A 7,386-nucleotide genomic window follows, 5' to 3' on the forward strand; every position below is an offset into this window, starting at 1 on the left:
TGGATACTGCGGTGTTGCGCTGGGCTACCAGGACTCGAACCTAGAATGACGGTACCAGAAACCGTAGTGTTGCCAATTACACCATAGCCCATGGTGTTACAAGTACCCCCGACCGGATTCGAACCGGCGCTACTGCCGTGAGAGGGCAGCGTGCTAGGCCGCTACACAACGGGGGCCCTAGCGATCCTGCATCGAGAACGTGGGTGCGACCCAGATGTTCCCGCGGGAAGGATCTGTACCCCCGACCGGATTCGAACCGGCGCTACTGCCGTGAGAGGGCAGCGTGCTAGGCCGCTACACAACGGGGGCTTGTTCCTGCAACTTGCTTGTACTGCGCTGGGCTACCAGGACTCGAACCTAGAATGACGGTACCAGAAACCGTAGTGTTGCCAATTACACCATAGCCCACTGAAAATCAACCCCTGGGGGTTTCTTTTCTGTCTGCGCTTCCCGGCCGGATCTTTCGGCCCGCTCGGGCGGCGCAGAAAGAACATTACCCGAAGGTGTCCGGCGCTCCAAAACGGGTATCGCCCGCCAGCAGGCCGGGGAGCTGCGCGAGCCCGGTGATCCGTGCCAACTCGGGCCGCCCGCCGCGCCCGCGCCGGTCCAGCCAGACGCCCGCGAGCCCCGCGGCGACCGCGCCGGCGGCGTCGATGTCCGGCTCGTCCCCGACGTACACCACCTCGCCGGGATCGAGTTCCAGGGCCTCGCAGGCGGTGTGGAAGGCGGCGGCGTCGGGCTTGGAGACGCCCAGTTCCGCGGCGCACAGGACGGTCTCGAAGCGGTCGCGCACCCCGAGCACCTCCAGCTTGCGGTGCTGGTGGTGGAGCGCGGAGTTGGACAGCACGGCGTGCCGGTGGCCGGCGGCCAGGGCGTCGAGCGCGGGCACCACGTCGGGGAACAGGGCCCAGGCGGCCTCGAAATGGGCCACGTGGCGCCCGAACCAGGCGTCGGCGGCCTCGTCGTCCAACGGGCGGTCCAGGAACTCCCTGGCCCGGTCGCGGCGCTGGCCCTCGAAGGTGGCCTCCCCGTCCGCGAACCGCGCCCAGTGGCGCCGGGTGAGCCGGTGCCAGTCCTCGACGGCCTCCTCGGCCGTCCCGTACCGCACGGGCAGCCCCTCCGCCGCGAGATGGTTCCGCATCCCCGTGGTGGCGGCGGACGTGTAGTCGAAGAGGGTGTCGTCCACGTCCCAGAGAACGGCTCTGATCGTCGGCATGGTCCGACTCTATGCCCGTGGACACGCGGACGGGCCCGGCGGCCGCGTGGTGCGGTCGCCGGGCCCGTGCGTCGTACGGTGCCGTGCCTTACGCGGCCAGTTCGGCCAGGGCCGCGTCCACCCGGGCCAGGGTCCGCTCGCGGCCCAGGATCTCCAGGGACTCGAAGAGCGGCAGACCGACCGTGCGGCCGGTGACGGCCACCCGGACCGGGGCCTGGGCCTTGCCGAGCTTCAGGCCGTGCTCCTCGCCGGCGGTGAGGACGGCGTTCTTCAGCGCGTCCGCGTTCCACTCGGCCTCGGCCAGCTTGGCGCGGGCGGTGGTGAGCAGGGCGTCGGAGCCCTCCTTCATCGCCTTGGCCCAGGAGGCCTCGTCCACGGCCGGCTCGTCCAGGAAGAGGAAGTCCACATTGGCCGTGATCTCGGAGAGCACGGTGACGCGGGTCTGGGCGTGCGGGGCGATCGCGGCGAACACGTCCGCGTCGAAGGCCTCCGGGGCCCAGGGGGCGAACGGGGCGTGCAGCCACGGGCCGCAGGCCTCGGTGAACGCCTTCACGTCGAGCCGGCGGATGTGCTCGGCGTTGACGTGCTCGCACTTCTTGAGGTCGAAGCGGGCCGGGTTGGCGTTGACGTCCGTGATGTCGAAGGCGGCGACCATCTCGTCGATGTCGAAGATGTCGCGGTCCTCGGCGATCGACCAGCCCAGCAGCGAGAGGTAGTTCAGCAGCCCCTCGGGCAGGAAGCCGCGCTCGCGGTAGAGGTTGAGCGAGGCCTGCGGGTCGCGCTTGGAGAGCTTCTTGTTGCCCTCGCCCATGACGTACGGCAGGTGGCCGAAGGCCGGGGTGTCCTTGGCGACACCCAGCTCGATGAGCGCCCGGTAGAGGGCGATCTGGCGCGGGGTGGAGGAGAGCAGGTCCTCGCCGCGCAGGACGTGGGTGATCTCCATCAGGGCGTCGTCGACCGGGTTGACCAGCGTGTACAGCGGGGCGCCGTTGGCGCGGACGATGCCGTAGTCCGGCACGTTCTCCGGCTGGACGGTGATGTCGCCGCGGACCAGGTCGGTGAAGGTGATGGCCTCGTCGGGCATCCGGAAGCGCACGATCGAGGTGCGGCCCTCGGCCTCGTACGCGGCCTTCTGCTCGGCGGTGAGGTCGCGGCAGTGGCCGTCGTAGCCCGACGGCTTCCCGGCGGCGCGGGCGGCGTCGCGGCGGGTGTCCAGCTCCTCGGTGGTGCAGTAGCAGGGGTACGCGTGACCGGCGGCGAGCAGCTTCTCGGCGACGTCCCGGTAGATGTCCATGCGCTGCGACTGCCGGTACGGGGCGTGCGGGCCGCCGACCTCGGGGCCCTCGTCCCAGTCCAGACCGAGCCAGCGCATGGCCTCCAGGAGCTGCTCGTACGACTCCTCGGAGTCGCGTGCCGCGTCGGTGTCCTCGATGCGGAAGACCAGGGTGCCCTGGTGGTGCCGGGCGAAGGCCCAGTTGAAGAGGGCCGTCCGGACCAGGCCGACGTGGGGGTTGCCCGTCGGGGAGGGACAGAAACGGACGCGTACAGGTGCGTTAGCCACGCTTGATCACCTTGTTGGTGAGAGTGCCGATGCCTTCGATGGTGACGGCGACCTCGTCGCCGACGTGGAGGGGTCCGACCCCCGCGGGTGTGCCGGTGAGGATCACGTCGCCCGGGAGCAGGGTCATGGCCTCCGTGATGTGGACGACCAGGTCCTCGATGCTCCGGACCATGTCGCTCGTCCGGCCGAGCTGGCGTTGCTCGCCGTTGACGGTCGTCTGGATCGCGAGGTCGCCGGGGTCGAGGTCGGTCTCCACCCAGGGGCCCAGGGGGCAGGAGGTGTCGAAGCCCTTGGCGCGGGCCCACTGCTTCTCGCGCTGCTGCGCGTCGCGGGCGGTGACGTCGTTGGCGCAGGTGTAGCCGAGGACGACGTCCTTCACGCGTTCCCGGGGCACCTCGCGGCACATCCGGCCGATGACCACGGCCAGCTCGCCCTCGTAGTGCACGTCCTGGGAGAAGGAGGGGTACTCGATGGCGTCGCCGGAGCCGATCACCGCGGTGGTGGGCTTGAGGAAGGCGACGGGGACGTCGGGGACCTCGTGGCCGAGCTCGGCGGCGTGCTCCGCGTAGTTGCGGCCGATGGCCACGACCTTGTTGGGGAGCACGGGCGGCAGCAGCCGGACCTTGTTCAGCGGGACCTTGGTCCCGGAGAGCTCGAAGTCGGCGTACGGGATGCCCTTGATGATGTCGAGGACGAGACCATCGGGTCCGTCGCCCTCGACGGCGCCGAAGGCGACATTGCCGTCGATGGAGAACCTGGCGATGCGCACGGGTTGCTGTCGCCCCTCACTTGCTGGCTGGCTGAAGACTGACGCTCCAGGCTAACGCGGTGAGGGGGGACGCCGTGCGATGCCGCGGGGGCCTCCGGGCTATTCGGCGGGGACGGGGGCCGCGGGGGCGGTCATCAGGATCGTGCGGCGCGGGTTGGCGGTCTGCGAGGGCAGTTCGACGGTGTGCTCCCGCTGCTCCGCCGTGCTCAGCGCCTCGGCGTCCTTGAGGTGCGCCAGCGTCGTGCGCCGGGGGTTGGCGGTGTTGCGGAACGTCATCGTCGTCTTCATCTGCGGTCCGGACCCTGTCGGTAGGGGCACCCCGTGCGGGGGCGCCGGTTGTCGGTTCTGCCAACCCTGTAAAGCGCCAGGCTAAACATCCGATTCCCTCCAAAGGCCAGGAAGAGACGGCGATCATCATGTGAGTTTGCTCACGAAGTGACAGACATTCGCGTCAATTCGGGCGGCCTTTACGGTCGGAGAAACCCGACATTGCACACCTGAATCGACCATTCCGCCCCTGATCATCTCGACTGGGACACCCCCCACCCCTACCTGATTCACCCGCAATAGTCCGTTATGCCGATGATCGCGTTCCACGGCTTGTTACCCTGTCATCACAAACCGTCACGCAGGTCACGGCCCGATACCGGGGCCTTGTTGGAGATCCGGCACTGTGCTGGAATTCCACGCACCGCCGCGGGTTTCAAGCCGGCGCGCAGGGGGCGCAACGCAGCGCCGAGTGGCGGCGGGAAGGGGAAGAGCGCCGGCCACTCAAAGACCACCATGGGGCGGTAAGACGCCCCACGACGCCGACACCGTTCTTTCCGTCCCCCGACGGAGGAACGCCTGGTCCAGAGGTTGCGACGCTAGTGCAGGGACGTTTCAAGAGGGATGGCAGCGCTGCGGCGGAACAGGAGCCGCGCGGCGGGACCGACCGCGGTTCCTCGCCCCAGCACGCCCAGAACCCCGGACCGGCCGCGGCCGGTGAGAGCAGCGACCGCGACCGCCGGCCCGGCGCGACGGCGGGCGGCGAGTCCGACCCCGCCTCCGCGCTCAAGCCGCGCGGCCCGGTCAACACGGGGTCGCGCGTAGCGCTCCGCAACTGGCGCATCTCCACGCGCCTGGTCTCCCTGCTGGCCCTCCCCGTGGTCGCCGCGACCACCCTGGGTGGTCTGCGCATCAACGACTCCATGAACGACATCCAGCAGCTGGAGCACATGCAGCTGCTGACGAAGATGACGAAGCAGGCGACCTCGCTGGCCCAGGCGCTCCAGGAGGAGCGCGACCGGTCGGCGGGCCCGCTGTCCAACGGCGTCGCCGCGGACGACTTCAAGGTCACGGAGCCCCGCAAGAAGACGGACCGGGCGAAGAAGGCCTTCTTCACCGCGACCAACGACATCGGTGACACCTCCGGTGACGAGGCCCTGGAGAGCATCCACTCCAGCGTCCAGCAGATCGCCTCGCAGCTCGGCGGCATCCGCGACATCCGCAAGCAGGCGTACGCCGAGGGCAGTCCGAGTCTCCAGACCGTCGACGCCTACAGCCAGCTGATCACCTCGCTGCTGAGCCTCTCGCAGGACATGGCGCAGGCGACCAGCAGCCCCGAGATGATCAAGCGCACGCGTGCCCTGGCGGCCTTCTCCTCCGCCAAGGAGTACGCGTCGATCCAGCGCGCGATCATCGCCGCGGCGCTGCCGAACAGCAACGCCAAGGAACCCCATCTCAACCGGAACGACCAGCAGTTCGGTCTCGCCGCCCAGCGCAAGGAGGACGCGGCCCGCCGCTCCTTCGAGGCGATCTACACCACCACGGGCAAGAGCGCCGAGGAGCTGACCTCCACGCTCGACGAGGGCCAGCCCGAGATCAAGGCCGCCGACACCTACGCCAAGAAGGTGCTCGACAACGCGAACGGCATGGGCAGCCCCGGCGCCCGCCGTTCGTACATGGACTGGTACGACCAGGACTCCACCAAGATCCAGGCCATGAAGCAGATCGAGGAGACGCTCCTCAGCGACATGGAGGGCAAGGCGCGCGAGCTGCGCGACCAGTCCCAGCGCGAAGCGATCATCAGCGGTGCGCTCATCCTGTTCGTCCTCGGTGTCTCGCTGGTCGGCGCCTTCGTCGTCGCCCGGTCCATGATCCGCTCGCTGCGCCGCCTCCAGGACACCGCCACCCGCGTCGCCCAGGACCGCCTGCCCGAGCTCGTCAAGCAGCTCTCGGAGTCGGACCCGCAGGACGTCGACACCTCCGTCGAGTCCGTCGGTGTCCACTCCCGCGACGAGATCGGCAAGGTGGCCGCGGCCTTCGACGACGTGCACCGCGAGGCCGTCCGCCTCGCCGCCGAACAGGCCCTCCTCCGGGGCAACGTCAACGCGATGTTCACCAACCTCTCGCGCCGTTCGCAGGGCCTCATCCAGCGCCAGCTCTCGCTCATCTCCGAGCTGGAGTCGCGCGAGGCCGACCCGGACCAGCTGTCCTCGCTCTTCAAGCTCGACCACCTCGCGACCCGTATGCGCCGTAACGGCGAGAACCTCCTCGTCCTCGCGGGCGAGGAGCCGGGCCGCCGGTGGACCCGCCCCGTGCCGCTGGTCGACGTGCTCCGCGCCGCCGCGTCCGAGGTGGAGCAGTACGAGCGCATCGAACTGGCCGCGGTGCCCGCCACCGAGGTCGCCGGCCGGGTCGTCAACGACCTCGTGCACCTGCTCGCCGAGCTGCTGGAGAACGCCACCTCGTTCTCCTCGCCGCAGACGAAGGTCCGGGTCACCGGTCACGCGCTGCCGGACGGCCGGGTGCTCGTCGAGATCCACGACACGGGCATCGGCCTCTCCCCCGAGGACCTCGCGGCGATCAACGAGCGGCTCGCCTCGCCGCCCACCGTGGACGTCTCGGTCTCGCGCCGCATGGGTCTGTTCGTGGTCGGCCGCCTCTCGCTGCGTCACGGCATCCGCATCCAGCTCCGCCCCTCCGACTCCGGTGGTACGACCGCGCTGGTCATGCTCCCGGTCGACGTGGCGCACGGCGGCAAGCAGCCGGCGCCCAAGCAGGCCCCGGGCCAGCCCCAGCAGTCCTCTCCGCAGGGCGGCGGTCTGCCGGCCGGCGGCACCGCGCAGCGTCCCGGCCTCGACAGCGGGTCCCCGGCCCCCGGCGGCCTGCTCGCCGGCGGTCCGTCCGCCGCGCGCGGCCAGGTCGGTGCGGGCAGCGGTCCGCGGGCGGCCCTGCCGTCCCGCGACGCCGCCCGGGGACCGGGCCAGCCCGGTCAGCCCGGCGGCCCGTCCGAGTCCGCGTTCCCGGGCGGACCGGGCGGCAACGCCCCGCAGAACCGTCAGCCCGAGCCCCCGGCCCCGCGCCAGGGCGGCGGACTGGCCGGTGCCTTCGGCGGCGGTGCCCGGCTCGGTGCCCGCGGTCAGGGCGACAACGGCCCGGACACGAGCCGGCCGAGCCTGTTCGACCAGCGGCGCCCCGAGCAGCCCGCCGGCCCGGCCCGCCAGGTTCCGCACCCGCAGCAGGACCGGCCCGGCCAGAACACCGGTTTCCAGCAGCCCGGCGGCCCCGGCCAGGGCGGCCGTCAGCTGCCCCCGGTCGGCGGCCCGCGTGCCGAGCTGCCGGGTGGCAACCCCCAGCCGCAGCGCCCCCAGACCACCAGCTGGGGCAGCACGGAGGACCCGGCCGCCCAGCACCGCGCCCCGCTCGACGCGCCGCGCGGTCACGAGGAGCCCGAGTCCACCGGCCAGTTCCCGCGTCCGATGACGCCGCCGCCGCTGACCCCGCGTCCGCAGCAGCCGTTCCCGCCGCAGGCCCAGGACCCCGCGAGCACCGCGCAGTTCGCCCGCCCGGACTTCT

5 protein-coding genes and 4 tRNA genes are annotated in these 7,386 nt (G+C 70.9%); 1 reads left to right on the forward strand and 8 read right to left on the reverse strand.

Annotated features, from left to right (window positions below):
* Positions 1-19 precede the first annotated feature (19 nt).
* The 8 genes from ACZ4FH_RS03395 to ACZ4FH_RS03430 all read right to left on the reverse strand — a co-directional run bounded on the left by ACZ4FH_RS03395 (position 20) and on the right by ACZ4FH_RS03430 (position 3,834).
* Positions 20-91 (reverse strand) — tRNA-Gln (locus tag ACZ4FH_RS03395).
* A 12-nt stretch (positions 92-103) separates the two neighbouring features.
* Positions 104-176, reverse strand: a tRNA-Glu gene (locus tag ACZ4FH_RS03400).
* 60 nt (positions 177-236) lie between these two features.
* A tRNA-Glu gene (locus ACZ4FH_RS03405) sits at positions 237-309 on the reverse strand.
* 27 nt (positions 310-336) lie between these two features.
* Positions 337-408 (reverse strand) — tRNA-Gln (locus ACZ4FH_RS03410).
* Positions 409-493: 85 nt separating this feature from the next.
* Positions 494-1,216 carry an HAD family hydrolase gene (locus tag ACZ4FH_RS03415; protein WP_467301908.1) on the reverse strand — a complete coding sequence of 241 codons (723 nt, stop codon included), beginning with the start codon at positions 1,214-1,216 and terminating at the stop codon, positions 494-496.
* 88 nt (positions 1,217-1,304) lie between these two features.
* Positions 1,305-2,777: a glutamate--tRNA ligase gene (gltX, locus tag ACZ4FH_RS03420; RefSeq protein WP_467301909.1), complete on the reverse strand. Its 1,473-nt coding sequence runs from the start codon at positions 2,775-2,777 to the stop codon at positions 1,305-1,307.
* Positions 2,770-3,546: a fumarylacetoacetate hydrolase family protein gene (locus ACZ4FH_RS03425; RefSeq protein WP_467301911.1), complete on the reverse strand. Its 777-nt coding sequence runs from the start codon at positions 3,544-3,546 to the stop codon at positions 2,770-2,772. The genes gltX and ACZ4FH_RS03425 overlap by 8 nt, the downstream gene beginning before the upstream one ends.
* A 99-nt stretch (positions 3,547-3,645) precedes the next feature.
* Positions 3,646-3,834 carry a hypothetical protein gene (locus ACZ4FH_RS03430; RefSeq protein WP_467301912.1) on the reverse strand — a complete coding sequence of 63 codons (189 nt, stop codon included), beginning with the start codon at positions 3,832-3,834 and terminating at the stop codon, positions 3,646-3,648.
* A 581-nt stretch (positions 3,835-4,415) separates the two neighbouring features.
* On the opposite strand from ACZ4FH_RS03430, the gene ACZ4FH_RS03435 reads away from it, so the two are divergent.
* Positions 4,416-7,386 (forward strand): nitrate- and nitrite sensing domain-containing protein (locus ACZ4FH_RS03435; protein ID WP_467301914.1); only part of this gene is annotated, 2,971 nt, incomplete at its 3' end.

Source organism: Streptomyces sp. NPDC024555 (assembly GCF_055559335.1).